Consider the following 26,931-nt stretch of genomic DNA (forward strand, 5'->3'; position numbering starts at 1 on the left):
TGAAAACCGCCGGATGCGGCGTGCCGCCTTATCCGGCCTGCAGGGGCCGGGCTGAACGTATTTTGTAGGCCTGATAAGCGTAGCGCATCAGGCAACGCGTCTGCACACTGCCGGATGCGGCGTATCGCCTTATCCGGCCTACAAAAGCTAGTCCTGCTACCCTCGTACGAGGTTGAGTAACGGGTACGGTCGTCCGAGATCGTCCACCTCTGTACGTCCCGTCACGCTAAATCCCATCTTCTTATAGAATCCAACCGCCTGCTCATTCTGCTCGTTAACATTGGTTGTTAGCGTTGAACTCATTGATAAAGCATGTTCAATCAGCAGTTTACCAGCGCCACTACCACGCACATCCGGATCGACAAACAAAGCATCTATATGCTGGTCGGTCAGGAGCATAAAGGCGACGGGCTCATCCTGTTCTGTCACTGCAACCCACAGAGGGGCTTCTGGTAAAAATGAACGTACCAGCTCCTCCAGCTCAATCCGATAATCCGCAGAGAGGAAATGGTGCGTGGCATCTACTGAGCGACACCAAATAGAAACTAACTTATCTCCTTCGTCCTGACGCGAACGACGAATGGTAAGGTTCATAGCATTCTCCTTTTTTTCTTTACTGCACTATTCTACAGCAAGGAGCCGTGAAACTTTCTCAACTTGAGGATGCAGGCTCGACATTCGCATGATTCCTGGGTATCTTCAGCTATCTGGATGTCTAAACGTTTAAACGTATGTTGTGAGGTTATCAGGTTATGCCAATTCGCGTGCAGGACGAGCTACCCGCCGTCAATTTTTTGCGTGAGGAAAACGTCTTCGTGATGACGACATCCCGCGCTTCCGGTCAGGAAATTCGTCCACTGAAGGTGCTCATCCTCAACCTGATGCCCAAGAAGATTGAAACGGAAAACCAGTTCCTGCGCTTACTGTCTAACTCACCGCTGCAGGTTGATGTTCAGCTATTGCGCATCGATGCCCGCGAGTCACGCAACACCCCAACGGAGCATCTGAATAACTTCTACTGTAATTTCGAGGATATCTGCGATCAGAACTTTGACGGGTTGATCGTGACCGGCGCGCCGTTGGGCCTGGTTGAATTTAATGATGTGGCTTACTGGCCGCAGATTAAGCAAGTGCTTGAATGGGCCAAAGATCACGTTACCTCGACGCTATTTGTCTGTTGGGCGGTGCAGGCCGCGTTGAATATCCTGTACGGAATTCCCAAGCAAACCCGCACGGACAAACTCTCAGGCGTCTATGAGCACCATATTCTGCACCCTCATGCGCTTCTGACGCGTGGATTCGATGATGCGTTCCTGGCCCCGCATTCCCGCTATGCTGATTTCCCTGCAGCGCTTATTCGCGACTACACCGATCTCGAGATCTTTGCTGAAACCGAAGAGGGAGATGCCTACCTGTTTGCCAGCAAAGACAAACGTATCGCCTTCGTGACGGGTCATCCTGAGTATGACGACCATACACTCGGCAGCGAATATTTTCGTGACGTCGAAGCGGGCTTATCGCCGGAAGTACCCTATAACTATTTCCCGAAAGATGACCCGCAAAACAAACCGCGGGCAACCTGGCGTAGCCACGGTAATTTGTTGTTTACCAACTGGCTCAACTATTACGTCTACCAGATCACGCCATATGATCTGCGTCACATGAATCCAACGCTGGATTAATCTTCTGTAGCAGACGATCCTTAAGCGTTTCAGCATATTGAATCAGGCACCCTCGGGTGCCTTTTTTATTTCCGAAACGCACCTCATCGTGTAATTAAATTTTATTTATATTGTTATCAATAGGTTAATTGATAATTAAATTAAAAATGGAAATTGTTTTTGATTTTGAAATTTAAATGAGTAGTCTTAGTTGTGCTGAACGAAAAGCGCACAACGATCCTTCGTTCGCATTGGGGATGTGTTTGGATCAATGACGAGGAACTACGCAATGAATCAACAGGCAACGACAACCGATGAACTGGTCTTTACCAGGCCGCGTGGCGAACAGGAACAGCAAATTCTGACCGCTGAAGCTGTGGAGTTTCTGACTGAACTGGTGACAAGATTTACGCCAAAACGGAATAAACTTCTGGCTGCACGTATCCAGCAGCAGCAGGATATTGATGACGGTAAGTTGCCTGATTTTATTTCGGAAACAGCTTCCATTCGTGAAGGTAACTGGAAAATTCGCGGAATTCCTGATGATTTACTGGATCGCCGCGTAGAGATCACCGGACCCGTTGAGCGCAAGATGGTCATCAACGCGCTGAACGCGAACGTCAAAGTCTTTATGGCTGACTTCGAAGATTCACTGGCTCCTGAGTGGAGCAAAGTTATCGACGGGCAGATCAACCTGCGCGATGCGGTCAATGGCACCATTAGCTACACCAACGAAGCGGGTAAAATTTATCAGCTCAAGCCTAATCCGGCTCTGTTGGTATGTCGCGTTCGTGGTCTGCATCTGCCGGAAAAACACGTCACCTGGCGTGGCGAATCTATCCCGGGCAGCCTGTTCGACTTTGCCCTCTATTTCTTCCACAACTACAAAACGTTGCTGGCGAAAGGCAGTGGCCCTTATTTCTATCTGCCAAAAACGCAGGCCTGGCAAGAAGCGGCATGGTGGAGCGAAGTGTTCAGCTATGCAGAGGACCGCTTTAACCTGCCGCGCGGCACCATTAAAGCGACCCTGCTGATTGAAACGCTGCCTGCCGTCTTCCAGATGGACGAAATTCTGCACGCCCTGCGTGACCACATTGTGGGTCTGAACTGCGGTCGTTGGGACTACATTTTTAGCTATATCAAAACACTGAAGAACCACCCGGATCGCGTGCTGCCGGACCGTCAGGTGGTGACGATGGATAAACCATTCCTCAGCGCCTATTCGCGTCTGCTGATTAAAACCTGTCATAAACGTGGCGCATTCGCGATGGGCGGCATGGCAGCGTTCATTCCCAGCAAAGATGCGGAACGTAACAACCAGGTTTTGACCAAGGTAAAAGCGGACAAAGCACTGGAAGCGAATAACGGTCATGACGGCACATGGATTGCCCATCCGGGACTGGCCGATACCGCTATGGCGGTGTTCAACGACGTACTCGGTGAAAACAAAAATCAGCTGTTCGTGACCCGTGAAGAAGATGCCCCGATTACCGCAGAGCAACTGCTGGCACCTTGTGAAGGTGAGCGTACTGAAGAAGGCATGCGCGCCAATATCCGTGTCGCGGTGCAGTACATCGAAGCGTGGATCTCCGGTAACGGCTGCGTACCGATTTACGGTCTGATGGAAGACGCGGCCACCGCCGAAATCTCCCGTACCTCCATCTGGCAGTGGATCCACCACGAGAAGACGCTCAGCAACGGCAAGCCGGTTACCAAACCGCTGTTCCGTCAGATGCTGGCCGAAGAGATGCTGGTGATCCAGGACGAGCTGGGCGAACACCGCTACAGCAGCGGGCGTTTTGACGATGCTGCGCGCCTGATGGAGCAAATCACTACCTCTGATGAACTGATCGATTTCTTGACCCTGCCAGGCTACCGCCTGCTGGCGTAATTCACCACATAACAATATGGAGCATCTGCACATGAAAACCCGTACTCAACAAATCGAAGAATTACAGAAAGAATGGACTCAACCGCGCTGGGAAGGCATCACCCGTCCATATAGCGCGGAGGAAGTGGTGAAATTACGTGGCTCGGTCAACCCGGAATGCACGCTGGCGCAGCTTGGCGCGGCGAAAATGTGGCGTCTGTTGCACGGCGAATCGAAGAAAGGTTATATCAACAGCCTCGGCGCGCTGACCGGCGGTCAGGCGCTGCAGCAGGCGAAGGCCGGTATTGAAGCGGTCTACCTTTCAGGCTGGCAGGTGGCGGCAGATGCCAACCTGGCATCCAGCATGTACCCGGACCAATCGCTGTATCCGGCGAACTCCGTCCCGGCGGTGGTGGATCGGATCAACAACACATTCCGTCGCGCCGATCAGATCCAATGGTCAACCGGTATTGAGCCGAACGATCCTCGCTATGTCGATTACTTCCTGCCGATCGTTGCCGATGCGGAAGCAGGGTTTGGCGGCGTACTGAACGCGTTTGAACTGATGAAATCGATGATTGAGGCTGGTGCAGCGGCCGTTCACTTCGAAGATCAGCTCGCATCGGTGAAAAAATGTGGTCACATGGGCGGCAAAGTGCTGGTTCCGACTCAGGAAGCTATCCAGAAACTGGTGGCCGCCCGTCTGGCAGCCGACGTCATGGGTGTGCCGACGCTGGTGATTGCACGTACCGATGCTGACGCAGCCGATCTGATTACGTCTGATTGCGACCCATACGACAGCGAGTTCATCACTGGCGAACGTACCAGCGAAGGGTTCTACCGTACGCATGCGGGTATTGAGCAGGCGATCAGTCGTGGCCTGGCCTACGCACCGTATGCGGATCTGGTGTGGTGTGAAACCTCCACGCCGGACCTTGAGCTGGCGAAGCGATTTGCCGATGCGATCCATGCGAAATACCCTGGCAAACTGCTGGCTTACAACTGTTCGCCGTCGTTTAACTGGCAGAAAAACCTGGATGACAAAACCATCGCCAGCTTCCAGCAGCAGCTGTCGGATATGGGTTACAAATACCAGTTCATTACCCTGGCGGGTATCCACAGCATGTGGTTCAACATGTTCGACCTCGCGCACTCCTATGCGCAGGGTGAAGGCATGCGCCACTATGTTGAGAAGGTTCAGCAGCCAGAATTTGCGGCAGCTAAAGACGGTTACACCTTCGTCTCCCATCAGCAGGAAGTGGGCACAGGTTACTTCGATAAAGTCACCACCATCATTCAGGGCGGAGCTTCCTCGGTGACCGCGCTGACCGGCTCGACCGAAGAATCGCAGTTTTGATTAATGCCCGGTGGCGCTGCGCTTACCGGGCCTACGAAGGGATGTAGGCCGGATAAGCGAACGCGCCATCCGGCATGACGTTGTGCCGGATGGGAGACATTGATGACGCGTGGCCTGGAATTACTGATTGCTCAGACTATTTTGCAAGGTTTCGACGCCCAGTACGGGCGTTTTCTGGAAGTCACCTCCGGCGCGCAGCAGCGTTTTGAACATGCTGACTGGCATGCGGTTCAACAGGCGATGAAAAGCCGTATTCACCTTTACGATCATCACGTGGGTCTGGTGGTGGAGCAGTTGCGCTGCATTACTGACGGCAAAAGTACCGACGCGGATTTTTTACTTCGCGTGAAAGAGCATTACACCCGGCTACTGCCGGATTACCCGCGCTTCGAGATTGCGGAGAGTTTCTTTAACTCCGTTTACTGTCGGTTATTTGACCACCGCTCGCTGACTCCCGAGCGGCTGTTTATTTTCAGTTCTCAGCCAGAGCGCCGTTTTCGCACGATCCCACGTCCGCTGGCGAAAGACTTTTTTCCGGATACCGGCTGGGAGTGGCTGCTGACACGCGTCCTTAGCGATCTGCCCCTGCGTCTGCCGTGGCAGAACAAACATCGTGATATCCACTACATCATCGAACACCTGACCGAAACCCTGGGAGCGGATGTGTTGTCGGGTTGCCATTTACAGGTGGCGAACGAACTGTTTTATCGCAATAAGGCTGCCTGGCTGGTCGGTAAGTTGATTACTCCTTCGGGGACGCTACCGTTTTTACTGCCAATCCACCGGACTGATGAAGGCGAATTGTTTGTCGATACCTGTCTGACCACGACGGCGGAGGCGAGTATTGTGTTTGGCTTCGCCCGCTCCTATTTTATGGTTTACGCCCCTTTGCCCGCAGCGCTGGTGGAGTGGCTGCGCGAGATCCTGCCCGGTAAAACCACCGCCGAACTGTACATGGCGATTGGCTGTCAGAAACACGCGAAGACCGAAAGTTACCGCGAATATCTGCTCTATCTTGCCCATTGCGATGAGCAGTTTATTGAAGCGCCTGGGATCCGCGGCATGGTGATGTTGGTGTTTACGCTGCCGGGTTTTGACCGGGTGTTTAAAATCATCAAAGACAAATTTGCCCCGCAAAAAGAGATGTCTGCCGCCCACGTCCGCGCCTGCTATCAACTGGTCAAAGAACACGATCGTGTTGGGCGGATGGCTGACACCCAGGAATTCGAGAATTTTGTGCTGGAGAAACGGCAAATCGATCCGGCGCTGATGGCGCTGTTATTGCAGGAAGCCCCGGAAAAAATTACCGATCTCGGCGATCAGATCGTCATTCGCCATCTGTATATTGAACGACGGATGGTGCCGCTGAATATCTGGCTGGAGCAGGTCGAAGGTCAGCAACTGCGCGATGCCATTGAAGAGTACGGCAACGCCATTCGTCAGTTGGCCGCCGCCAATATTTTCCCCGGCGATATGCTGTTTAAGAACTTCGGCGTGACCCGTCACGGGCGCGTGGTGTTCTACGACTACGATGAAATCTGCTACATGACGGAGGTGAATTTCCGCCATATCCCGCCGCCACGCTACCCGGAAGATGAGATGAGCGCTGAGCCGTGGTACAGCGTATCGCCGGGAGATGTCTTCCCGGAAGAGTTTCGTCACTGGCTATGTGCCGACCCGCGTATAGGGCCGCTATTTGAAGAGATGCACGCTGACCTGTTCAGCGCTGACTACTGGCGCGGCCTACAGACGCGCATCAAAAACGGTCACGTGGAAGATGTTTACGCCTACCGGCGTCGGCAACGGTTCAGCGTACGTTATGAAACCGACCGTAGGCCGGATAAGGCGCTTGCGCCGCCATCCGGCAATGTGCGCCGTGCCTGATGCGCTACGCTTATCAGGCCTACAAATCTGCACTAACCCTGGACAGTAGGCCGGGTTAGGCGTAGCCGCTACCCGGCAACCCCATCTTAGCGAAATCCACCGTACGCCAGCGTCACTTCTTTCGCCGCTTTGATCGCCATGGCGCCAAACTCGGTCACGCGATCGTCGGTAATACGCGAAATGGGTCCGGAGATGGAAATCGCAGCAAACGGCTCTCGGTGCTCGTCATAAATGCACGACGCCACGCAGCGTAGACCCAGCGCATGTTCCTCATCATCAAAGGAATAGCCGCGCTTGCGCGTCTGGGCCAAATCCTCTTTCAGATGCACTGGTGACACCAGCGTGGCGTGTGTATAAGCATGCAGGCCTTTGCGGTGCAGCAGGCCAGTCACTTGTTCTTCGCTCAGTTGGGATAAAAACGCCTTACCCGCACCGGAGGCGTGCATCGGCAGCTTGCCGCCGATAGGCGCGGACATGCGCATCAGTTGGGTGCACTGCACCTGGTCGATAATAATGGCCTGATGATCGCTTTGATCCAGCACGGCCAGGTTTACCGTCTCACCGGAATCTTCCATCAGCTTGCGCAGGATCGGATGCACAATCGCCAGCAGATTACGGCTTTGCAAAAAGCTGCTGCCGACGATGAACGCATGCGCACCTACGGCCCAGTGGCCTAATTCACCCACCTGACGGACAAAACCCTGCTGCTGCATGGTGGTCAGCAAACGGTGAGTCGTGGAGTTTGGCAGGCCAGCCTGCTGCGCCAGCTCGGTCAGCGCCACGCTGCCGTTCGATTCCGCAATCCACTCCAGCAGCTTCAGGCCGCGGGTCAGAGACTGAACCTGCCCGGTTGCAGGTGCAGTAGCGGCGGCGGGTTTTCTACCGCGTTTCGCGGGGACAGTGGCTACCATGGCAGACTCCTTTTCTGTATCGTGGAAATCATTTTCGTTTTATTCAATTATAATGCAAGAATTCCTGTACTGATCGGATGAGTGAAGCTGAACATGTCTCATGTTGGCCGTTGTTCTCTTTTCCGCCTCTCAGGTTTGTGCCAGTATGGCCTGTTGAGTTTTTTTCGGTCTGGTTGAGCGTTGTCGGGAGCGAGTGTGAGCAGCAAAGTAGAACAATTACGTCAGCAGTTAAATGAACGTATTCTGGTGCTGGACGGCGGTATGGGCACCATGATCCAGGGATATCGTCTGAGCGAAGAGGATTTCCGCGGCGAACGCTTTGCCGACTGGCCGTGTGATCTGAAAGGCAACAACGACCTGTTGGTGCTCAGCAAACCGGAGGTGATTGCCGCCATCCATAACGCCTACTTTGAGGCGGGCGCGGATATCATCGAAACCAACACCTTTAACTCGACGACTATCGCCATGGCGGATTACCAGATGGAATCCCTGTCGGCGGAAATCAACTTTGCGGCAGCCAAACTGGCGCGTGCGGCGGCTGACGAATGGACGGCGCGCACGCCGGAAAAACCGCGCTACGTCGCGGGCGTGCTCGGCCCAACGAACCGTACGGCGTCTATCTCGCCTGATGTTAACGACCCGGCTTACCGCAACATTACCTTTGATCAGCTGGTGGCCGCCTACCGTGAATCCACCAAAGCGCTGGTGGAAGGAGGCAGTGACCTGATCCTGATTGAAACCGTCTTCGATACTCTGAACGCCAAAGCCGCTATTTTCGCGGTTAAAACTGAATTCGAAGCGCTGGGCGTTGAGCTGCCGATTATGCTCTCCGGCACCATCACCGACGCTTCCGGCCGTACGCTTTCCGGCCAGACTACCGAAGCATTCTACAACTCCCTGCGCCACGCCGATGCGCTGACCTTCGGTCTGAACTGCGCGTTAGGTCCGGACGAGCTGCGCCAGTACGTGCAGGAACTGTCACGCATTGCCGAATGCTATGTGACTGCGCACCCGAACGCCGGTCTGCCGAACGCCTTTGGTGAATACGATCTCGACGCCGATACCATGGCGACGCAGATTCGCGAGTGGGCTGAGGCCGGTTTCCTGAATATCGTCGGCGGCTGCTGCGGCACCACGCCGGAACATATCGCCGCCATGAGCCGCGCGGTGGATGGCTTACCGCCGCGCCGCTTGCCGGAAATCCCGGTTGCCTGCCGCCTTTCCGGCCTTGAGCCGCTGAACATCGGCGACGACAGCCTGTTTGTAAACGTCGGCGAGCGTACCAACGTCACCGGTTCGGCGAAGTTTAAACGCCTGATCAAAGAAGAGAAATACAGCGAAGCGCTGGACGTCGCCCGTCAGCAGGTGGAAAGCGGCGCGCAGATCATCGATATCAACATGGATGAGGGGATGCTCGATGCCGAAGCGGCAATGGTGCGTTTCCTCAACCTGATCGCCGGTGAGCCGGATATCGCCCGCGTGCCGATTATGATCGACTCCTCGAAATGGGACGTCATCGAGAAAGGCCTGAAGTGCATTCAGGGTAAAGGCATCGTTAACTCCATCTCGATGAAAGAGGGGGTTGAGACCTTTATCCATCATGCGAAGCTGCTGCGTCGCTACGGTGCCGCGGTGGTGGTGATGGCCTTTGACGAGCAAGGGCAGGCCGACACCCGCGCACGTAAAATCGAAATCTGCCGTCGGGCGTACAAAATTCTTACCGAAGAGGTGGGCTTCCCGCCGGAAGACATCATCTTCGACCCGAACATCTTTGCTGTCGCGACCGGTATTGATGAGCACAACAACTACGCGCAGGACTTTATCGGCGCGTGTGAAGACATCAAACGCGAACTGCCGCACGCGCTGATCTCCGGCGGCGTCTCTAACGTTTCATTCTCGTTCCGTGGCAACGACCCGGTACGTGAAGCCATTCACGCGGTATTCCTCTACTACGCCATTCGCAACGGCATGGACATGGGGATCGTCAACGCCGGACAGCTGGCAATTTATGACGACCTGCCCGCCGAGCTGCGCGATGCGGTTGAAGATGTGATCCTCAACCGTCGTGACGATGGCACCGAACGACTGCTGGAGCTGGCAGAGAAATATCGCGGCAGCAAAACTGACGATACGGCGAATGCCCAGATGGCGGAATGGCGCACCTGGGACGTGAAAAAACGCCTCGAATACTCGCTGGTGAAAGGCATTACCGAGTTTATTGAGCTGGATACTGAGGAAGCGCGCCAGCAGGCAGCGCGTCCGATCGAAGTTATTGAAGGACCGCTGATGGACGGCATGAACGTCGTTGGCGATCTGTTCGGCGAAGGCAAAATGTTCCTGCCGCAGGTGGTGAAATCCGCCCGCGTGATGAAGCAGGCGGTGGCGTACCTCGAACCGTACATTGAGGCCAGCAAAGAGAAAGGCTCCAGCAACGGTAAAATGGTCATCGCGACCGTGAAGGGCGATGTGCACGATATCGGCAAAAACATTGTTGGCGTGGTGCTGCAATGTAACAACTACGAAATCGTCGATCTTGGCGTGATGGTGCCAGCGGAGAAAATCCTCAGAACGGCGCGTGAAGTGAATGCCGACTTGATAGGCCTTTCCGGGCTGATTACCCCGTCGCTGGATGAAATGGTCAACGTGGCGAAAGAGATGGAGCGTCAGGGATTCACTATTCCGCTGCTGATTGGCGGTGCGACCACCTCAAAAGCGCACACGGCGGTGAAAATTGAGCAGAACTACAGCGGCCCGACGGTGTACGTGCAGAACGCCTCGCGTACCGTTGGCGTGGTGGCTGCGCTGCTCTCTGACACCCAGCGCGATGACTTTGTCGCCCGTACGCGTAAAGAGTACGAAACCGTGCGTATCCAGCATGCGCGTAAGAAACCGCGTACCCCGCCAGTAACGTTACAGGCTGCCCGCGACAACGATCTGGCCTTCGACTGGGAAAACTATACCCCGCCGGTGGCGCACCGTCTGGGCGTGCAGGAAGTGGAAGCTAGCATCGAAACTCTGCGCAATTACATCGACTGGACGCCGTTCTTTATGACCTGGTCGCTGGCCGGGAAATACCCGCGCATTCTTGAAGATGAGGTGGTGGGAGAAGAGGCGAAGCGCCTGTTCAAAGACGCCAACGACATGCTGGATAAACTCAGCGCTGAGAAGACCCTGAATCCGCGCGGCGTGGTGGGTTTATTCCCGGCCAACCGCGTGGGTGACGACATCGAGATTTACCGTGACGAGACGCGTACGCACGTCATCAACGTGAGTCATCATCTGCGCCAGCAGACGGAAAAAGTCGGTTTCGCCAACTACTGCCTGTCTGACTTTGTCGCGCCGAAATTGAGTGGCAAAGCGGATTACATCGGTGCTTTCGCGGTGACCGGTGGTCTGGAAGAAGATGCGCTGGCGGATGCCTTCGAAGCCCAGCACGACGACTACAACAAGATCATGGTGAAAGCGATCGCTGACCGTTTGGCGGAAGCGTTCGCAGAATATCTGCATGAGCGCGTGCGTAAAGTCTACTGGGGCTATGCGGCGAATGAGAATCTCAGTAACGAGGAGCTAATCCGCGAAAACTACCAGGGGATTCGCCCGGCACCGGGTTATCCGGCGTGTCCGGAACACACCGAAAAAGCCACCATCTGGGAGCTGCTGGATGTGGAAGCGCACACCGGGATGAAACTCACCGAATCTTTCGCCATGTGGCCAGGCGCGTCGGTCTCCGGCTGGTATTTCAGTCATCCGGACAGCAAGTACTACGCCGTGGCGCAAATCCAGCGCGATCAGGTTGAAGATTATGCCTTCCGTAAAGGCATGAGCGTGGCAGAAGTGGAGCGCTGGTTAGCGCCGAACCTCGGCTATGACGCCGACTGATTCACAAAACTGTCATCTTTCTTTACAACAAACAGGGCGCTCAATGAGTGCCCTGTCTCTTTATTACGTTTAAACCCTTATACTGAAAGGGGGCCGTTGCCGGATGGCGGCGTAAACGCCTTATCCGGTCTGCATAGGGATGATTTGTAGGCCTGATAAGCGAAGCGCCATCAGGCAAATGAGCCAAAATAAGGAGAACCTGATTCCGTGTTAACTCTGTTACACCTGCTTTCTGCCGTCGCGATGCTGGTTTGGGGTACGCATATTGTGCGTACCGGCGTGATGCGCGTCTTTGGCGCCCGCTTGCGTACCGTGCTCAGCCGTAGCGTTGAAAAGAAGCCGCTCGCCTTTTGTGCAGGTATCGGCGTAACGGCGCTGGTGCAAAGTAGCAACGCCACCACCATGCTGGTGACCTCGTTTGTTGCACAAGATCTCGTGGCGCTCACCCCTGCGCTGGTCATAGTGCTCGGCGCCGACGTGGGGACCGCGCTGATGGCGCGTATCCTGACCTTCGATCTCTCCTGGCTGTCGCCACTGCTGATTTTTATCGGCGTGATCTTCTTTCTCGGTCGTAAGCAGTCCCGCGTGGGGCAACTGGGGCGGGTTGGTATTGGACTGGGGTTGATTTTGCTGGCGCTGGAGCTGATTGTGCAGGCGGTAACGCCGATCACCCAGGCGAATGGGGTACAGGTTATTTTTGCCTCGCTCACCGGCGATATTATGCTCGATGCGCTGATTGGCGCCATGTTTGCGATTATCAGTTACTCCAGCCTGGCGGCGGTGCTGCTGACGGCCACGCTGACCGCGGCAGGTATTATCTCGTTCCCGGTGGCGTTGTGTCTGGTGATTGGTGCCAACCTCGGGTCCGGCCTGCTGGCGATGTTGAATAACAGCGCCGCTAACGCCGCAGCACGTCGTGTGGCGCTCGGTAGCCTGCTGTTTAAGCTGGTGGGGAGCCTGATTATCCTGCCGTTTGTTCATCCGCTGGCCAATCTGATGGATGAACTGCCGCTGCCGAAATCTGAACTGGTTATCTACTTCCACGTCTTCTACAACCTGGTGCGCTGCGTGGCGATGGTGCCGTTCGCCGAACCGATGGCGCGTTTTTGTAAGCGCATCATCCGCGATGAGCCGGAGCTGGATGCACATCTTAAACCCAAACATCTGGACGTCAGCGCGCTGGATACGCCGACGCTCGCTCTGGCCAATGCCGCCCGTGAAGCCCTGCGTATCGGCGACGCGATGGAGCAGATGATGGACGGGCTGAAGAAGGTGATGCATGGCGAGCCGCGTGAAGAAAAAGAGCTGCGCAGGATGGCGGACGACATTAACGTGCTGTACACGGCAATTAAGCTCTATCTGGCGCGGATGCCAAAGGATGAGCTGGCGGAAGAGGAATCGCGCCGTTGGGCGGAGATTATCGAAATGTCGCTCAACCTTGAGCAGGCTTCCGATATTGTCGAACGTATGGGCAGCGAGATAGCCGATAAGTCGCTGGCCGCCCGCCGGGCATTCTCTGTCGAAGGGCTGAAAGAACTGGATGCGCTCTACGATCAGTTGCTCAGCAATCTGCAGCTGGCGATGTCGGTGTTCTTCTCAGGAGATGTGACCAGTGCCCGTCGTCTGCGCCGCAGCAAGCACCGCTTCCGTATTCTCAATCGTCGTTATTCGCATGCGCACGTTGACCGTCTGCATCAGCAGAACGTGCAGAGCATCGAGACCAGCTCGTTGCACCTGGCGCTGTTGGGCGATATGCAGCGTCTGAACTCGCTGTTTTGCTCCGTGGCTTACAGCGTGCTGGAACAGCCGGATGAAGACGATGGGCGGGATGATTTTTGAGTGAGGTGAAGCGGTAGGCCGGATAAGGCATTTATCCCGCCATCCGGCAATGTTGTCGTTTACTTTGTAGGCCGGATAAGGCGAAGCCGTATCCGGCATCAGACAATAAATCAACTAAAAGCAGTGGCCTGCTTCAACGGCAGCCGCCTCTTCACCCGCTTTGAAGATATACGTGGTGTTCGGGCCGCCAAGCACGGATTGACCGTTACTCACTTTGATCCAGTTACCTTCCGGCAAGCCAATCACCGTCAGCTCTGGTGCCACAACCAGCAGCTCGCGGATACGCTGTTCACGCGTTTCGCCTTTGTGGCCTTCCGGCAGCGCGTTGGTGAAGTGTGGGTTAATTTGCAGCGGGAACAGACCGAGCGCATCAAAGCCTTTTGGATTAACAATCGGCATGTCGTTGGTGGTGCGGATGGTCTGGCAGGCGAGGTTGGAACCTGCGCTCCAGCCAATGTACAGCGCACCGCGTTTGACGACATCCACAATCGGCGCCAGCAGTCCGCGTTCGCGGCTTTCTTTCAGTAACTGGAAGGTATTACCCCCGCCGACAATCACCAGCTCTGCGTTTTCAATAGCGGCAATCGGGTCGGCAACGGTATGAATACCCGTAACGTTGACGCCCATTGGCGCAAAGATGGCTGCCGTTTTCGCCGTGTACTCATCCCAGGTTTGCGTCACGCCAGCGAACGGAATAAACACCGCCGTACGGCGACCATTCAGTTGTTCAGCAATCAGCGGCAGCGCATGTTCCATCCAGCCTTTGCCCGGCAGCGTCGAGTTACTCAATAAAAGCAGTTCCATCATTTCTCCATGTAATCAGAAAATTACAAACCGCGCTAATGCTACCACTATCAGGCTAACGCCTTACTGATATGGCTCACGATGTTGGAAGGGGGAGATAGAAGCTGAGGCTATTTTTTAAGTGTCAATTCAATACCGAGCACCTTCATCACTGCAAGTGTGGTTTTCAGCGTCGGGTTACCTTTCTCACTAAAAGAGCGATAAAGCTGCTCGCGGGATAATCCCGTTTCTGCTGCGATGTTCGCCATACCCTTAGCACGAGCCACCACGCCCAGTGCTTTTGCAATGTATGCTGCATCACCTGTTTCGAGGGCATCGGCCATAAACACGGCAATTTCTTCATCATCAACCAGCGCAGTCGCGGGATCGTAGTGAGTAAGTTTATTCATGGCGGAAGACCTCCTGATAATCCAGTGAACGGGCAAGCATTTTTGCAAGAGTAATATCGTTGGCTTGTGAGCTTTTATCGCCCCCACATAACAAAATGATGATGCGGCAGCCTTGCTGTTTAAAGTAAATCCTGTAGCCAGGACCGTAAGAAATGCGCATTTCGCTGACGCCTTCCCCAACAGGTTTTACATCACCAGATAAACCATTAGCCAAACGAAAAAGGCGTGTGGCAATGAGCGTTTTAGCTCTCCTGTCCCGTAGGTTTTGCTCCCAACGCCGGAAAACCATTGTCTGAAGAATTTCCATGATGACGTTCCATGTATTTTATAAACTACATTATGAATTGACAAGTTGAGACTAGAGAGTAAAAAAATGGGGAGTAAGGGGAAATGCTTGCTGGAGGAAACAGGAAAGTGTCTCGCAATAATACGTAGTTTTTCAGGATGCTGCGGTTGATACGAGAATCGATGATAGGGGATAGGGGGGCTTTGTGCCAGGCGCGGAAGCTATATGTCCACTAGAATATGACAGATTCATGCATGGTGATTCACCACTACACGTAGTTGCCGTTTTAGCAGGGTTTTATCCTGGAAAGAATAAAATCCACTCGCTCTTCTACAGAAGCACATGGTAATTCAATCAACTGATAGTCATACATACGGTATGTTTTTACCATTGCGTGATATGTCGCGATGGCAACATCGAAAGATTGTTTGCGCTCTGTGTCCTGTACATATATTTCACGCCAGGGTGGTGCAATAAATACGATTCGGTTATAGCGAAATTTCTCGATGGCGTTTTCCAGATGCCTCGGTATGGTAAGTTCAGAAAGACGTAAATAACCTACAACATCAGGAACACCACGATCAAAGAAGCAGGGTTGTGTATGCCCTTCCGCTTCATGCCACGAACGCATTTCCCAGGATAGCATCAGATCTGCAAATGCAGTCTGGTTGGCCCACGGTAATGCATCGCCGCCGATGTTAACCTGGTCTTGGATCACACCTCTTCCAGCTTCTTTAGAACACCAAAACCCTCGTTTTATAATCGTATCAATTATCGTGCTTTTGCCTGACCCTGGGCCACCAGTCAGAATGAATCGATGCTGAAACGCTGAAGACATTGAACTCTCCCAAACCTTCTTGGACGCGATGATTTAGCAATTGATGGCGTACTTTTTGCGTATCGTCATATTACCTGCTGATGGCATGACTAACTACGTTTTATCCCCATTTTAATGTCCGCTATTCTCTCATTTCACAGGCCGATCTACTTTATTTCTCACTCGCCGAGGCGTTCCGCCATCTTGATTGTAGCCATCTCACTACTGAAGAAAATCTGGCGCTATCGTTTGGCTGTGAAGAGGCGCTGGCAGGGTTGTACCAGACGCTGAATTTTATGGGCGAAAGCCTGCTGACCATGGGGGGGGAAGGTCAGGAACATTTTGCGTATGAGAGCATATGCCAGTTAGGACACAGTCTGGTCAACATCAGCCAATTGATTCCCGCGCTGGCGCAGTTGGAAGCGAAAGCTGACCAGCAACTGTTCGCTGTTGCATAGTACCTAAAATAGACAGAGCGCCCATCCCTGGCGCTCTGTTCCTGCTTCTTTACCCCGCCCGCGCAAATTCTGCCGCTTCGGCGATTAGCGCGTCATCCGGGCGTACGCCGGTGTACATGGCGAACTGCTCTACGGCCTGTAAGGCAATCACCTCTGCACCGCTGATGGTCTTTTTACCTAATTGCTGTGCCAGTTTGATTACCGGTGTTTCCGGCGGCAGGGCGACGACGTCAAACACCACGCTGGCGGCAGCGACTATCGCTTCGCTGTAGGCCAGTTCATCGCTCTCTTTACCGCCAGCCATGCCGACGGGCGTCACGTTGACCAGAATATCGCAGGTAATCCCTTCCGGCTGCGGTTGCCACTGGAAACCGTACTGTTTTGCCAGCGCCGGACCGCTCTCCCGGTTACGGGCGGCGACGATCACATCGCGAAAACCGGCATCGCGAAATGCAGCAATGACAGCTTTACCCATTCCACCGCTGCCGCGGATCATGACGCGTGCGTGGTTATCAAGCTGGTGGCTGGTAATCAGGCTTTTTACCGCAATGTAGTCGGTGTTAAACCCTGTCAGCGTACCGTTGTCATTGACAATGGTGTTGACGGAATCAATGACTTTTGCGGAAGGATCGATGGCATCCAGAAACGGCATGCAACTCTCTTTAAACGGCATAGAGACCGCACAGCCGCGAATCCCGAGTGCGCGAACGCCTTTCACTGCGGCCTCAATATCCTGCGTAGTAAAGGCTTTGTAGATAAAATTTAACCCTAACTTTTCATACAGATAGTTATGAAAGCGTGTGCCAAAGTTGCCGGGGCGACCGGCAAGCGACATGCACAACTGGGTGTCGCGGTTAATCATGTTAAATCTCCTCGGCGTGAGACAATATGTACTGTTCGGCTTCCTGCGACCAGATCCCCTGATGACGCTCCAGGATATCGCGCAAGGCCGGATCGTCAATCTGGGTGAGCGCAGTTAACGGCAATGCTTTTCCGGTGTAAACCAGTTTTTTACCCCCACCGACTTGCGGCAGTTCCAGCGTTGTTTCACCTGCCGCATTCAATCCCAGAATGTGCGTCACCACTTTTGCCGCCTGAACTTTCTTCTCTTCGATCAGTTTTACCGCCGCGCGCATGTCGTCGGTATTGCCGCCAGATGTCCCAACATAATGGGTGAAGGCATAGTGCACGTCGTAGAAGTTAATCGGCGCGCTAAACTGCTTATCCTGCGGACCGGCAAAGAAGTTCATGCAACCATCCGCAGCCAGCAAAGAAGAGGCCAGCGTGACCAGCTGTTCATTGGGCACAAACACAAAGATGTCATCAAACCCGTGCCCGCCGCTCAGCGCCATCAAGCTGTCATAACTCGCATCCTGCGCGTGGAGATAATGGATCAACGTTTGTGGTTCTGATGGATAGTGCTTGCGGGCGTAGCTCAGCTTGTCGTTATTGGTGTCGGTCACCACCAGCAGCGCTGGGTTAACCGGACCATGCAGCGCGTAGTCGATCGCCAGTAGTCCCATCGGCCCGGTGCCGCCGAGTATCAGTGTACGCCCCTGCGGACGAATGCCCATCTTGTGGTTATAAGTACCTTCCTGTAGGTGATAGTTGGCGTTGAATGCGCCAATCACGCAGGACAGCGGCTCAACCAGCGAGCCTTCAAAATAGGTTTCACCTTCGTAGGCCAACAGGCAGTCCTGCTCCATGACTTCATCAGGAATGATAACGTGCGTGGCTTCACCGCCTACCCACGGGAAGGAGTAGCCGGGGCAGTCCGGGCGATCCGGCAGTTGCAGGTTAGCCTGAATGACATAGCGCTGGCCGGGCTGAAACTTATGCTGCCATTTTTTCCCCACGGCAATAATATCGCCGCAAAACTCGTGACCGATGATGATCGGGTTGGTGGCCACATCGTCCGGCACCTTTTTGTGGTTCTCGCCCTGGTTAGCCTCTTTCCAGGAGGAAAGGCACAGGCTGTCGGTTACGACTGAGGCCAGAATTTCATCGTCCTGCATTTCAGGAAGATCGAAGGTTTCCAGGCGCAGATCGCGTTTACCATAAAGGCGTAAAGCTGTTGTTGTTTGCATTGTTACCACCTCTTCCTCTTTCGAGGACTATTTGTTGAAGTTGCCCCGGCATTGCCGGAGCGAAAAAATCAGGACAGGAAGCCCAGCGCGTTACCGATAATCCCCAGCGCAAACAGGGCGAAGATCAGCCATACCGGATTAATTTTCTTGTTAAGCAGACGCACCATCAGCAGCGTCAGACCCAGCGCCAGCAGGCCGGGGCAGAGTTGGTCGAGAATGTTCTGCACGGTCATGGTGACGGTGGTGCCGTCTGCGCCAGGCGTTTGCGATACCACCAGCGGCACGTTGATGCTGGTCCATTTGGTGACCAACACCCCCATGACAAACAGGCCGAGAATCGATGCGCCTTCGGTCAGTTTCTGCAGCAGGTTGCCGCCCATGTCGCTGACGATATTGACCCCTTTACGAAAGCCAAGTTGTAAGCCGTACCACTTCATGGCAAGACGTACTGCATTGAAAATAAAGAAGAATAATAGTGGGCCGAGAATGTTTCCGGACAGCGCCAGCGATGCGCCGAGCGCGGCGGTAATCGGGCGCAATGTTCCCCAGACCAACGGGTCGCCAACACCGGCCAGCGGGCCCATCAGCCCAACTTTGATGCCGTTGATGGCGCCGTCGTCAATTTCCGCACCATTGGCGCGAGCTTCTTCCATCGCGGCGGTCACGCCAATCACCGGGCCGCACACGGCAGGCGTGGTGTTGAAAAACACCAGGTGGCGTTTGAGTGCTGCAACCTGGTCCTCTTTCAGCGGATACAGGCGCTTGATGGCAGGGATCATGTCGTAGCAAAAGCCCAGCCCATGAATGCGTTCAAAGTTAAATGACGCCTGTTGCAGGTTGGAGCGAACAAACATGCTAAACAGGTCGGATTTGGTTAGTTTTTTCTGTTCCATGGCTGGCTCCATTAGTCATCAAGCTGATCGAGAGCTTGAGAAGAGGCGGGTTGCGCCTGCGGTTCGGCTTTACGCCACTGTGGGTTCAACTGGATGTAGACCAGCGCGATAATCACGCCAACCCCACCGAAAGCCAGCAGGCTCAAATCGAGATACCCCCCAGCGATAAACCCGAGGAAAAAGAAGGGCATCAGGTACTTCACGCCCATCATGCGCAGCACCATGGCGTAGCCGACCACCACGATAAAGCCACCGGCAATCTGCAATCCGCGGGTGACGAATTCCGGAATGGCGTTGAGCATATTGCTGACCATATCGGCGCTGACAAACAGCGAGACGATTAATGCAGGAATGGCAACGCGCAGCGCCTGTACGCCGAGAGCGGAAACGTGCAGCATGTCGATGGTGCGAAAGCGGGCGTCTTCGGCTGCTTTATCCGCCGCGTGCTGGAACACCACGGTGATGGTACGGGCAAAGACAGTTAGTACCTGACCTGCCGCCGCGACTGGCAGGGCGATGGCGATACCGGTAGCAATGCTTTGCTGACCGACGATAACCAGAATGGCGGAGATAATACTGGCGAGCGCCGAATCGGGAGACTGCGCTGCGCCGACGTTCATCCAACCAAGAGCGATTAACTCCAGCGTGCCGCCGAGCATAATCCCGGTTTTTAAATCACCAAGGATCAGGCCGATAACGGTACAAGCAATTAGCGGACGGTGGGTCTGGAACTCATCCAGCACGCTGCCCATTCCGGCAATACAGGAAAATAGGAATATGGCGATAATTTGTAGGGTACTTATTTCCATAATATGTCACCTTGTGAGTGTGATCGTCCCTGCCTGTTAAAGCATAAGAACACAGGCATTTTTATTTATTCAGCGAACGATTGTTCTTCTATTTTTTCGAGAATATTAATAGATGGATCGGATGCGACGACGCGTAAATCCAGCGTGACACCCAGTTTAGCTAATTCTCGAAACGCATTAATGTCGTCACTGTCTAAAGAAACGGCTTTAGTTAATTGTTTTTTACCCGGTCGCCAGGCCATGCCGCCAATATTTAACGTGGCGATTTTCACGCCTTGCTTGACCATTGCTAATGCATCCTGTGGGCGGGTAAACAGATAAAAAACGGTTTCGTTCTGGTATTGCGGATTATGGTAAACCGCGACCGCCTTTTCGATATTAACGACGTTCACTTTTATTCCCGGTGGGGCGGCCTGACGTAATAATGTGCGACGTACTTCATCGTTATAAACGTCGTCATTACAGATAATAATCCGTTGGGCATTCGCCACCTTCGACCAGACGGTGGTGACCTGACCGTGGATCAGGCGGTCATCAATACGAGCAAGGGTAATGTTCATCAGAAATCCTCTTCGGCCGTTTCCAGATGCTTCCAGACGACACAGGTTTGTTGAGCAATGGTCGTCAGGTGTTCGCACAGTTCATCCACATTCATATTGCTTTGGTTGTCTACCAGTTCCAGCGCCAACGGCAGTGATAACCCGCTAATGACCCGTATCGCCGGATTGTGCATCGCCAGCGTCGCGGCGGCATTCCAGGGACTGCCACACTGCAAATCGACGGCAATCAGCCATTCATCGCCAGTGTGAATACTTACTAACTTTTTTAGCTTTTCCACAATATCGCTGGCGTTCTCTCCGGGGACAAATGCCACGGCTTCAACGTTGGCATCACCGTAGACCATCTGTACCGATTCCAGCATGGCGCAGGCCAGTTTGCCGTGAGCACAGAAGATTGCATTGACCATAAAATCTCCTTAGCCGCGCGTTTTTCCGCCCGCAATGTTAGTGGTTACTCCGGTGATGTAACTGGCACGCTCAGATAAAAGATAACAAACAAAATCAGCGACTTCGCTTAAGCGTCCTGAACGACCAATCGGGATCGCGTTCTTGGTGTAGCCCTCGCGCAGCTGTTCGACGGTGATGTTGCGGGTCCAGGCCAGCGCTTCTTCATAATCGGGGGTCCGCAGTCCGGTTTTTTCCAGAATGCCAGGTGCAATGCCAACTACACGGATGCCGTGTTTGCCCAACTCTTTCGACCAGGAACGGGTAAAGCTATTCAATGCGGCTTTGGTCGCGGCGTAACAGCTTTGACCTTCAGAACCTTCCAGTCCGCTTTCAGAAGAGACATTCACAATCACGCCGTTACGCTGTTTTACCATTTGGCGTGCCGCTGCCTGCGACATTAAGAACACACCTTTCTGGTTGATATTAACCATTTTTTCAAAAGCAGCTTCGTTGAGTTCGTATTGCCCGGCGGGTGCTTTTTCATCGACCAGCAGACGCGGAAAATTAACGCCAGCATTATTTACCAGCCCATCAATACGTCCGTAGCGTTGGATAATTTCAGCGACAGTATGATTAACCTCTTTGGCACTGGAAATATCCGTTGGCCAGAAATGATACCCGTCATGGTTATCGTATTTACCTTCTCCGCCATGAATATCTGCCATTTGCACATTAGCGCCTTGCGCTAATAACTCCTCGACAATTGCCAGACCAATTCCGGATGCACCACCGGTAACAATAATGACTTTGCCCTGCAAGTTTAACCACGTTTGCATAATTAACTCCCGATTTCAGATAAGGGGATCCCACATAAATTTAATTATGGTAGGACCAATTAGAATTTATTTACTTCAACAATAACTCAGCGGTATTGCTGTTGGTGACTAAACAGTTAATATAATTTCCACGTAATGCGCCTAATATCCCACTGTATTTTTCTTCACCCATTGCAATGCCAATGGAGTAACGCGCCTGTTTTAATTTATTGGTTTCGATGGAGAGCGTCTTTTCACTCATATTGGTCTCTACGGTTACACCGTTGATATCGTAAAAGCGCGAGCAAATGTCTCCGGCGACCTGGCGGGCATGCAGGTCATCACTCTCTTCACTGCCGTAAAAAGCGTGCCAGTTGGCGCCATCACGTATCGCCGGAGATCCAATCCCGACCAGCGCGATGTCCAGATTATCCCAGTACGCAGAAATCGACTTAAAATGTCGTGACTGCATGATCCCGTTACGGATCAGCGGGTTTTCCAGCAGTGCCGGGAAATCTGCCAGGTGTGATTCCCCTTTGAGCTTTGCCGCAGCGCCGTAGGTCAGCGTATTGACGTGGTAGCGGCTTTCAAGCTTGCCGGATGGTCCGCCGATAATCGGCACACAGATCAGCTGGCGCGACTGGCTGGCAGGAGATAATCCTTCCACCAGTCCCCGTACCGCGCGGCCCCATGAGAACCCGATAATGTCCCCAGGTTCCAGTAAGCGTTCCAGCAACTGTGCGCCATGTGCGCCCATCATATTAAGTTGTTCATCTTCCTGCTCGCTATCGCAGGAGACTACGACCGCCTCTTTCAGGCCAAATTTCTGTTTTAGCTGCTGTTCCAGCCACAGATTTTCGTTGTAGTCGTAATTAATGGCGATGGTGACGATACCCTGCTCGCGTCCACGTTTTAGTAAACGGCTGATCGTGGTGCGATAAATACCCAGCTCGCGAGCTATTTGCGCTTGTGTCATATCCTGTTCGTAATACAGCTGCGCTATTTTTACGATCAGGCGGATATCATCGCTGTTTTCCGTCGCCATTTTTGGACTCCTGCACATTTGTGCAAATCACGAAATTGCCTTCTTGATCTGATATAACCCCATCTGTTCTCCATCTCAAAGCTATTTTCACTTATTTCATCGTCCTGAAATGACCGATTGTGTTGCACATTTGATGTGGTGATGGCGCGTTGTCGGCACAGATGTGCATACCTCTCTAATGTATTGATTCTGCTTGTTTTCACTCAACAAAATTGCAGGGATGGATCGCTGACACTTTTGTGTCAAAAGGTGTGACGGATCACAAATAGCGCGTGGGTAGTCGAACACGATTATTTTTTATCGTCCGCAAGGTAGGGTATATTTCGCTTTTAATACACAAAGTCATTCAAGTTGTATCAAGGCGGCAAGGGAGCGAACCCCCGGGAGCATAGATTGCTATGTGACCTGGGTGAGTGAGGGTAGCCAACGCAGAGACAGCTTGAAGGGTGAAGTGTATACAGGAGAAACTATGCTGCCCAACTCATCTATCCGATTAAATAAATACATCAGTGAAAGCGGAATCTGCTCGCGTCGCGAGGCGGATCGCTTTATCGAACAAGGGAATGTCTTCCTGAATGGTAAACGCGCCACCATCGGCGATCAGGTGATGCCTGGCGACGTCGTAAAAGTAAATGGTCGGTTGATTGAGCCGCGTGAAGCGGAAGATCTGGTTTTTATCGCGCTGAACAAGCCGGTAGGGATTGTCAGCACCACCGAAGACAGCGAACGCGACAACATTGTTGATTTCGTGAATCACAGCAAGCGCGTGTTTCCAATTGGCCGTCTGGACAAAGATTCCCAGGGACTTATCTTTCTGACCAACCACGGCGACCTGGTGAATAAAATCCTGCGTGCCGGTAACGATCACGAAAAAGAGTATCTGGTGACGGTCGATAAGCCGGTCACTGATGACTTTATCCGTGGGATGGGGGCCGGTGTGCCCATTCTCGGTACCGTCACCAAAAAATGTAAGGTGAAGAAAGAAGCGCCGTTTGTGTTTCGCATTACGCTGATTCAGGGACTTAACCGTCAGATCCGTCGTATGTGCGAACACTTTGGCTATGAAGTTACCAAGCTTGAGCGTACGCGAATCATGAACGTTGGTTTGTCCGGCCTGCCGCTTGGTGAATGGCGCGACCTGACAGATGACGAACTGATCGATCTGTTCAAGCTGATTGAGAACTCGTCCTCAGAAGCCAAACCGAAGGCGAAAGCGAAGCCAAAAACCGCAGGCATTAAGCGTCCGGTGGTGAAAATCGAAAAATCAGCGGAGAAAGAAAAATCGCGCCCGGCGGCAAACGGTAAGCGTTTTACCTCTCCGGGGCGTAAGAAGAAGGGACGCTAACGTCTGCCGCGCGTCGGCGTATTTGCTGACCAGGAAAACGATGCTTCCGCATCCGGTTTATAGGCCTGCTTTTTCTTCAACTGGCGGGCTTTTTTAGCTTCTGCTTCGCGCAAGGCCATCAGTTTATCGATGTACTCTTTCTTGATGCTGTTGGTCTCTGCGTTGGTCAGCAGACGACCATGCGCAATGCGCGCGCGGTCGAGCAGCGTTTTCAGTTCACGCTGTTCGCGCTCGGTCATCTCTTTTTGGGTAATGCGGGGGAGTGCCATAAGGGTGCCCTCTGTTAGCCGATATCCTCAGTGTACGGTAATCCAGAACCTGCTGATAGCGTCATGTATTGTATTATTCAGCAATACGTAATTTTCCGGCGAAGTCCTGCTGTGTATAGCCCGTTGTTCTGAATCGCTTGTCTGTGATGATGTTATCGATCTCTTTTAATGTGGCGATACACATCACACCGTCCTGGCCAAATTTTGTATGGTCGGCAAGAATTACCGACTTTTTACTCATAGCAATCATTGATTTGGCAACATAGGCTTCATCGAAGCTTTTCACCAGCACACCATGTTGAGGTGAAATACCACCCGCGCCGATGAAGCAGATATCTGCGTGAATAGTGTTTATTTGCTGACAAACGGAGACGCCGAGATTGGCACGGAAATGGTAGTCATATTCACCACCTAATACATAAACGCGCGCTTTAAGATTATGTTCTTTTATTTTATCGGCAATTAAGGCTGAGTTAGTAATAACGGAGTAGGCCAGAGGAGGTAATTGTTCGGCCAGAATAAGATTTGTTGTGCAGGAGTCAATGAATAGAGTGTCGTGCTCGCTGACCATGCCGGCGGCAAGTTTACCAATTGCCATTTTTTCTTCGCGGTGAATATCAATCCGCGCGCCAAATTCATCTTCCTGAACAACCTGTTTTTTGACGGCTCCGCCGTGAATTTTGGTAATTTGCCCTTCAGACTCCAGAATGGAGAGATCGCGGCGAATGGTCTCTGATGTGACTTTTAGCGTTTCCGATAATTTGATAACCGTCACTTCACCGAATTTATTTAATTCATCGAGGATATGTTTTCTTCTTTTAATCGGGTTCATTATTTTCCGCCAACGTCGTGCTTTGGCGCATGGTAACTGGATGTGCAGAGCAACGCAACCACTCCAGCGCACAGACAATACCCTCATCATCATTAGAGGCCGTCACATAGCTGGCTTGTCGTTTTACTGCCTCAGGCGCATTCCCCATTGCAATACCAACGCCGGCGGTGGAAAACATACTGATATCGTTTTGCTGGTCACCAATCGCCGCAACCTTTTCTGCTGCTATATTTAGCTGGTGCATTAACATGCTAATAGCATAACCTTTATTTATTTCGCTACGTTGGATATCAATGTAATTCTCCCCAGTGATAGTCGCTGTATAGCCATAAGGCAATTTATTATTCACTTCTGTACACAGCGCATTTATTTTTAACTGCTCAGTAACGAGTGTGATTTTATAAATATCTTGCCGGTTTAAAATATTTCCAGGTGCTGCCGAAATAAGTGGTAATTCAAATAAACGGGCTTCATAAGTTGTCCATGGTGCTACCTGTTGGTCGCAACGATGATAAATAGCATCAGCGCTAAAAAAATGATGAGGACAGAGGGAAAGCGCAATATGTCGGTCAATATCCCGAAGATTCATACAAGAGAGCGCAGCAGTATGAATATTGCGCTGCTGCGCCATCTCGAGGATCTGACCTCCGTTGAAGCCTGCGCACCAGCCAAACAGCGCATTAACCTGCTGCTGTTGTAGCAGGCGCATCATAGAGGAGACCGGTCTGGCGGAACAGGCGGCCAACAGGCCACCGCGCTGGTGGAATTCTACGAGTGCCTGACGCGTGCGTGGACTGATTGTCTTTTGCGAAGTCAGTAGTGTTCCATCCAGATCGGTGACCAGTAACATGCTTTTTTCCCTTAATATCAATGCGCAATAAACGGTGTGACAGCCTCTTTGGCGGCGTTGCAGACCATATGGTCGATTGCCGTACCGACGACCAGAATATTGACCCCGGTATCCTTAAACGCTTTGGCATTGGCGAGGTTAATTCCGCCTTCCGCCAGCGTCGGCACGCTTACCGCGCCGACCAGCGCCCACAGGCGATCTTTAATGGCTTGCGGAATATCACCTGCGGCTACGCCTTCGTAGCTCATACCGGTCATTAAACCAATCATGTCGACGCCAATCTCCTGCATCCGTTTTGCTACGCTGGCGACCTCTTCCGGAGTGCGCGCAGGAATACCGAAGGTATGCAGGTCATCCGGGTGACCAATATAAGCATCAACGGTCAGGCCATAATGATGGGCGAGATTAACGATGCCCTGTAGATCGTCCCAGTCGGATTTATGGGTGTGTAAGCCATCGGCACCAGCACGGGCAATCTCCAGTATCTCTGTTTCCGTGAGCGGGACTGGTAACGTTTCGGTAAAGCCACCTGCGATACCGACGGTAATGAAGATATCGTCAGGGACCACATTACGTACGCCATGTACTGCTTCGGCCATCTGGCTGTTGGTGATTTCGTGGCGGATTTGTTCCGCCGCGTGCATGTTGCTCACCCCCTTATGCCCACGCGCCAGCGCCAGTGCGGGATGGTTCGGTTCGAGCAGCTTAACGCCCGCCTCACATACTGCTTTTGCCAGACGCGCATCGTCGCCGGTTATCCCTGTGCTGAGGATGGTCTGCCCGCCGTGCAGCGTGATGGCATCTTTCACTTTCTGTAACGCTTTAGCGCGTTTTTTATTCATATCGCCTTTAAACATGGTGTACCTCTGGTGTTGGTGCATTAA

Annotated in this window: 26 protein-coding genes; 8 read left to right on the forward strand and 18 right to left on the reverse strand. The window is 52.9% G+C overall.

Annotated features, from left to right (window positions below; genetic code table 11):
• Positions 1–156: 156 nt before the first annotated feature.
• Positions 157–594, reverse strand: a complete 438-nt coding sequence (locus tag OGX92_RS03175; protein ID WP_240389561.1) for an acetyltransferase — start codon at positions 592–594, stop codon at positions 157–159.
• A gap of 158 nt (positions 595–752) precedes the next feature.
• Here OGX92_RS03175 and metA point away from each other — a divergent pair, with 158 nt between their 5' ends.
• The 4 genes from metA to aceK all read left to right on the forward strand — a co-directional run bounded on the left by metA (position 753) and on the right by aceK (position 6,772).
• The gene (gene metA / locus OGX92_RS03180) at positions 753–1,682 is read left to right on the forward strand and encodes a homoserine O-acetyltransferase MetA (RefSeq protein ID WP_003826503.1); all 930 of its coding nucleotides are present in this window, start codon (positions 753–755) and stop codon (positions 1,680–1,682) included.
• A gap of 268 nt (positions 1,683–1,950) precedes the next feature.
• Complete coding sequence (aceB, locus tag OGX92_RS03185; protein ID WP_032942053.1) at positions 1,951–3,552, forward strand: malate synthase A; 1,602 nt, start codon at positions 1,951–1,953, stop codon at positions 3,550–3,552.
• Between the two features lie 31 nt (positions 3,553–3,583).
• Complete coding sequence (gene aceA / locus OGX92_RS03190) at positions 3,584–4,888, forward strand: isocitrate lyase (RefSeq protein WP_003826506.1); 1,305 nt, start codon at positions 3,584–3,586, stop codon at positions 4,886–4,888.
• Between the two features lie 102 nt (positions 4,889–4,990).
• Entirely contained in the window at positions 4,991–6,772 is a 1,782-nt protein-coding gene (gene aceK, locus OGX92_RS03195; RefSeq protein WP_003826508.1) for a bifunctional isocitrate dehydrogenase kinase/phosphatase, read from the forward strand.
• 86 nt (positions 6,773–6,858) lie between these two features.
• On the opposite strand, the gene iclR is transcribed toward aceK, so the two are convergent.
• Complete coding sequence (iclR, locus tag OGX92_RS03200; protein ID WP_003826510.1) at positions 6,859–7,683, reverse strand: glyoxylate bypass operon transcriptional repressor IclR; 825 nt, start codon at positions 7,681–7,683, stop codon at positions 6,859–6,861.
• A 195-nt stretch (positions 7,684–7,878) separates the two neighbouring features.
• Here iclR and metH point away from each other — a divergent pair, with 195 nt between their 5' ends.
• Positions 7,879–11,562, forward strand: coding sequence for a methionine synthase (gene metH, locus OGX92_RS03205; protein ID WP_003826511.1), 3,684 nt, complete (start codon positions 7,879–7,881; stop codon positions 11,560–11,562).
• 207 nt (positions 11,563–11,769) lie between these two features.
• A complete protein-coding gene (locus OGX92_RS03210; protein WP_003826514.1) occupies positions 11,770–13,401 on the forward strand; it encodes a Na/Pi cotransporter family protein in 1,632 nt (543 codons plus the stop codon).
• Positions 13,402–13,515: 114 nt separating this feature from the next.
• Here the strand turns inward: OGX92_RS03210 and pepE are convergent, their stop codons facing one another.
• The 4 genes from pepE to OGX92_RS03230 all read right to left on the reverse strand — a co-directional run bounded on the left by pepE (position 13,516) and on the right by OGX92_RS03230 (position 15,718).
• A complete protein-coding gene (gene pepE / locus OGX92_RS03215) occupies positions 13,516–14,205 on the reverse strand; it encodes a dipeptidase PepE (RefSeq protein ID WP_286586237.1) in 690 nt (229 codons plus the stop codon).
• 110 nt (positions 14,206–14,315) lie between these two features.
• The gene (locus OGX92_RS03220) at positions 14,316–14,594 is read right to left on the reverse strand and encodes an addiction module antidote protein (RefSeq protein ID WP_032942057.1); all 279 of its coding nucleotides are present in this window, start codon (positions 14,592–14,594) and stop codon (positions 14,316–14,318) included.
• Positions 14,587–14,904, reverse strand: coding sequence for a type II toxin-antitoxin system RelE/ParE family toxin (locus OGX92_RS03225; protein ID WP_063941209.1), 318 nt, complete (start codon positions 14,902–14,904; stop codon positions 14,587–14,589). The genes OGX92_RS03220 and OGX92_RS03225 overlap by 8 nt, the downstream gene beginning before the upstream one ends.
• A gap of 262 nt (positions 14,905–15,166) precedes the next feature.
• Positions 15,167–15,718: an AAA family ATPase gene (locus OGX92_RS03230; protein ID WP_200920927.1), complete on the reverse strand. Its 552-nt coding sequence runs from the start codon at positions 15,716–15,718 to the stop codon at positions 15,167–15,169.
• A 254-nt stretch (positions 15,719–15,972) separates the two neighbouring features.
• Between OGX92_RS03230 and OGX92_RS03235 the strand changes: the two genes are divergently transcribed.
• On the forward strand, positions 15,973–16,155 hold the full coding sequence (locus OGX92_RS03235; RefSeq protein ID WP_226804268.1) for a hypothetical protein: 183 nt from the start codon (positions 15,973–15,975) through the stop codon (positions 16,153–16,155).
• 49 nt (positions 16,156–16,204) lie between these two features.
• On the opposite strand, the gene OGX92_RS03240 is transcribed toward OGX92_RS03235, so the two are convergent.
• From OGX92_RS03240 to OGX92_RS03275, 8 genes are all read right to left on the reverse strand, one after another.
• Positions 16,205–17,017 carry a shikimate 5-dehydrogenase gene (locus OGX92_RS03240; protein ID WP_063941212.1) on the reverse strand — a complete coding sequence of 271 codons (813 nt, stop codon included), beginning with the start codon at positions 17,015–17,017 and terminating at the stop codon, positions 16,205–16,207.
• 1 nt (position 17,018) lies between these two features.
• Positions 17,019–18,242: an L-sorbose 1-phosphate reductase gene (sorE, locus tag OGX92_RS03245; RefSeq protein WP_003826522.1), complete on the reverse strand. Its 1,224-nt coding sequence runs from the start codon at positions 18,240–18,242 to the stop codon at positions 17,019–17,021.
• Positions 18,243–18,310: 68 nt separating this feature from the next.
• A complete protein-coding gene (locus tag OGX92_RS03250) occupies positions 18,311–19,135 on the reverse strand; it encodes a PTS system mannose/fructose/sorbose family transporter subunit IID (protein ID WP_003031641.1) in 825 nt (274 codons plus the stop codon).
• An 11-nt stretch (positions 19,136–19,146) separates the two neighbouring features.
• On the reverse strand, positions 19,147–19,944 hold the full coding sequence (locus OGX92_RS03255) for a PTS mannose/fructose/sorbose transporter subunit IIC (protein WP_003826527.1): 798 nt from the start codon (positions 19,942–19,944) through the stop codon (positions 19,147–19,149).
• A gap of 65 nt (positions 19,945–20,009) precedes the next feature.
• Positions 20,010–20,504, reverse strand: coding sequence for a PTS sugar transporter subunit IIB (locus tag OGX92_RS03260; protein ID WP_003826529.1), 495 nt, complete (start codon positions 20,502–20,504; stop codon positions 20,010–20,012).
• On the reverse strand, positions 20,504–20,911 hold the full coding sequence (locus OGX92_RS03265; protein ID WP_063941214.1) for a mannose/fructose/sorbose PTS transporter subunit IIA: 408 nt from the start codon (positions 20,909–20,911) through the stop codon (positions 20,504–20,506). Before OGX92_RS03265 ends, OGX92_RS03260 begins: the two co-directional genes overlap by 1 nt.
• A gap of 9 nt (positions 20,912–20,920) precedes the next feature.
• Positions 20,921–21,727, reverse strand: a complete 807-nt coding sequence (locus OGX92_RS03270) for an SDR family oxidoreductase (protein WP_240389560.1) — start codon at positions 21,725–21,727, stop codon at positions 20,921–20,923.
• A gap of 70 nt (positions 21,728–21,797) precedes the next feature.
• Entirely contained in the window at positions 21,798–22,751 is a 954-nt protein-coding gene (locus OGX92_RS03275) for a sugar-binding transcriptional regulator (RefSeq protein ID WP_003826536.1), read from the reverse strand.
• Between the two features lie 469 nt (positions 22,752–23,220).
• Between OGX92_RS03275 and rluF the strand changes: the two genes are divergently transcribed.
• Positions 23,221–24,096 (forward strand): 23S rRNA pseudouridine(2604) synthase RluF, encoded by an 876-nt coding sequence (gene rluF / locus OGX92_RS03280; protein ID WP_286586238.1) that lies wholly within the window; start codon positions 23,221–23,223, stop codon positions 24,094–24,096.
• On the opposite strand, the gene OGX92_RS03285 is transcribed toward rluF, so the two are convergent.
• From OGX92_RS03285 to OGX92_RS03300, 4 genes are all read right to left on the reverse strand, one after another.
• Positions 24,093–24,365, reverse strand: a complete 273-nt coding sequence (locus OGX92_RS03285) for a YjbD family protein (protein WP_003826541.1) — start codon at positions 24,363–24,365, stop codon at positions 24,093–24,095. The genes rluF and OGX92_RS03285 overlap by 4 nt on opposite strands.
• Before the next feature lie 73 nt (positions 24,366–24,438).
• Positions 24,439–25,197, reverse strand: coding sequence for a DeoR/GlpR family DNA-binding transcription regulator (locus tag OGX92_RS03290; protein WP_032942078.1), 759 nt, complete (start codon positions 25,195–25,197; stop codon positions 24,439–24,441).
• On the reverse strand, positions 25,184–26,047 hold the full coding sequence (locus OGX92_RS03295; RefSeq protein ID WP_149335855.1) for a Cof-type HAD-IIB family hydrolase: 864 nt from the start codon (positions 26,045–26,047) through the stop codon (positions 25,184–25,186). The genes OGX92_RS03290 and OGX92_RS03295 overlap by 14 nt, the downstream gene beginning before the upstream one ends.
• Positions 26,048–26,064: 17 nt before the next feature.
• Positions 26,065–26,904, reverse strand: coding sequence for a beta/alpha barrel domain-containing protein (locus OGX92_RS03300; protein ID WP_286586239.1), 840 nt, complete (start codon positions 26,902–26,904; stop codon positions 26,065–26,067).
• Positions 26,905–26,931: the final 27 nt, after the last annotated feature.

Origin of the sequence: Citrobacter sp. Cpo089, from assembly GCF_030332695.1 — a bacterium.
GTDB classification, from domain to species: Bacteria; Pseudomonadota; Gammaproteobacteria; order Enterobacterales; family Enterobacteriaceae; genus Citrobacter; species Citrobacter portucalensis.